This window comes from Kineococcus gurbantunggutensis (genome assembly GCF_050871925.1).
Taxonomy (GTDB): Bacteria; Actinomycetota; Actinomycetes; order Actinomycetales; family Kineococcaceae; genus Kineococcus.
In genome coordinates this window covers 1-1842 of record NZ_JBJLSG010000319.1, presented here as the reverse complement: position 1 = coordinate 1842, position 1842 = coordinate 1, and the positions used below count along the sequence as shown (strand labels likewise).

The following is a 1842-nucleotide window of genomic DNA, read 5'->3' as shown; positions in this document are numbered from 1 at the left end:
GCGTTGACGGGGGGCGCGCGGACGCGGGCGCCGGCCACCCCGCCGGCGGCCCCCCCCCCCCCCCCCCCCCCCGGCCCCCCCGCGGGCGGGGGGCGGGGGAGCGGAGCGGGGACGGGCGTGGGCCGTGGCGCGGCTCAGCCGTGGCGCAGCTCGGCGGTGCCCGGGCGCTTGCCCGCGCGCACCGGCACGAACGCGATCACCAGGCCCAGGAAGGCCATGACGCCGTGGAAGGTGGCCATCGGCCAGTTCGCGTTGAGGACGCCGCCGTCGTAGGTGACCCCGGTGTACGCGAACAGCGCCGCCCCGGCCAGGAACAGCAGGACCCCGTACCAGCGCGCGCGCCGGGCGCCGGTGCGCCCGGCCAGGCCCAGGGCGCCCAGCACCAGGTGCACCACGTTCAGCAGCGGGTTGGTGGACAGGCCCAGCACCTGCTGCTCGTGCGTGCCGCCGGTGAAGTCGCTGAAACCGCTCACCGCGAAGCCGGCCACCCCCAGCACCAGCAGCAGCACCCCCGCGACCAGGGAGAGGTGCTGGCCCGCGGTGGTGCGGGGTCGGTCCACCGAGACCCTTCCCGACATGTCGAGGCTCATGGAGGACAGGTGCCCCGCACGGGCCCCGCTGAAACCGCCGGGCGCTGCGGCAGCGTGAAGCGCACCGTGGTGCCCCCGCCGGGGGTCTCCTCGGCGCGGATGCGCCCGCCGTGGCGGGCGACGATGCGCTGGCAGGTGGCCAGCCCGATGCCGTGGCCGGTGCGGGCCGAGGGGTCCACCTGCGCGTACATCTCGAACACCCGCTCGCGGTGCTCGGCGGGGATGCCGGTGCCGTTGTCCACCACGGCGACCTCCCACCCGCCGGCGCCGTCGGGGGCGGCGCTCACGCGCACCGCGCAGGGCCGCCGCGGGTCGCGGTACTTCACGGAGTTGCCCACGAGGTTCTGCAGGAGCTGGCGCAGCAGCACCGGGTCGCAGTACACCCGCGGCAGGTCCGCCGGCACCTGCACGCTCGCGCCGGCGGCGCGCACGGCCGCGTCCAGGTCGTGCACGGCCAGGCGCGCCACCTCCCCGAGGTCGGCCAGCTCGCGCCGGCCCGTGCCGCCGGTCTGCGAGTAGCTCAGCAGCGAGTCCATCAGCTCCGTCATGCGCGCCACGCCGCGCCGGGCCGTCTCGACCCAGCCGCGGCCCTCCTCGCCGATGGCCTCCCCGTGCACCTCGCCCAGCATCTCCAGGTACCCCGAGACCACCGCCAGCGGCGAGCTGAGGTCGTGGCTGGCGATGCCGGCGAACTGCTCCAACTCGGTGTTGGAGCGCTCCAGCTCCTCGCCGCGGTCGGCCAGCTCCTGGGTGCGCTCGGCCAGCTCCACGTGGGCGGCGACCAGCGCCTGCTCGCGCGCCCGCTCGGCGGTGACGTCGTGCATGACCACCACCGCGCCCAGGCAGGTGCCGTCGGCGGTGCGCATCGCCCGCCCCGAGCACGTCACCCGGCGCGGCCGCCGCCCGGGGCGGGCGACGACCACCTCCAGGCCCTGCACGAACTCCTCGCGCAGCACCCGGTGCACCGGCACCTTGTGCGCCGGCAGCGGCGTGACGCCGTCCGGGCCGAGCAGGCCGTACGCGCCGGCGTGCTCGGAGGGGTCCAGCCGCGCGTCGGCGTCCAGCCCGTGCCAGGCGCGGGCGGTGTCGTTGAACATCACCAGGCGCCCCTCGGGGTCGGCCACGACGATCCCGGCGTGGGGGGGGGGGGGGGGGGGGGGGGGGGGGGGGGGGGGGGGGGGGGGGGGGGGGGGGGGGGGGGGGGCGGGGGGGGGCGGCGCGCCGCGCCCCTCGCGCGGCCTGACTGGGGCTG

General features: G+C 78.3%; 2 protein-coding genes. Both read right to left on the bottom strand.

Going from position 1 to position 1842, the window contains the following annotated elements; translation table 11 throughout:
- Positions 1-134 precede the first annotated feature (134 nt).
- The gene (locus ACRYR7_RS25415) at positions 135-560 is read right to left on the bottom strand and encodes a DUF4383 domain-containing protein (RefSeq protein ID WP_432575169.1); all 426 of its coding nucleotides are present in this window, start codon (positions 558-560) and stop codon (positions 135-137) included.
- 26 nt (positions 561-586) lie between these two features.
- A complete protein-coding gene (locus tag ACRYR7_RS25410) occupies positions 587-1714 on the bottom strand; it encodes a sensor histidine kinase (RefSeq protein WP_432575167.1) in 1128 nt (375 codons plus the stop codon).
- Between the last annotated feature and the right edge of the window lie 128 nt (positions 1715-1842).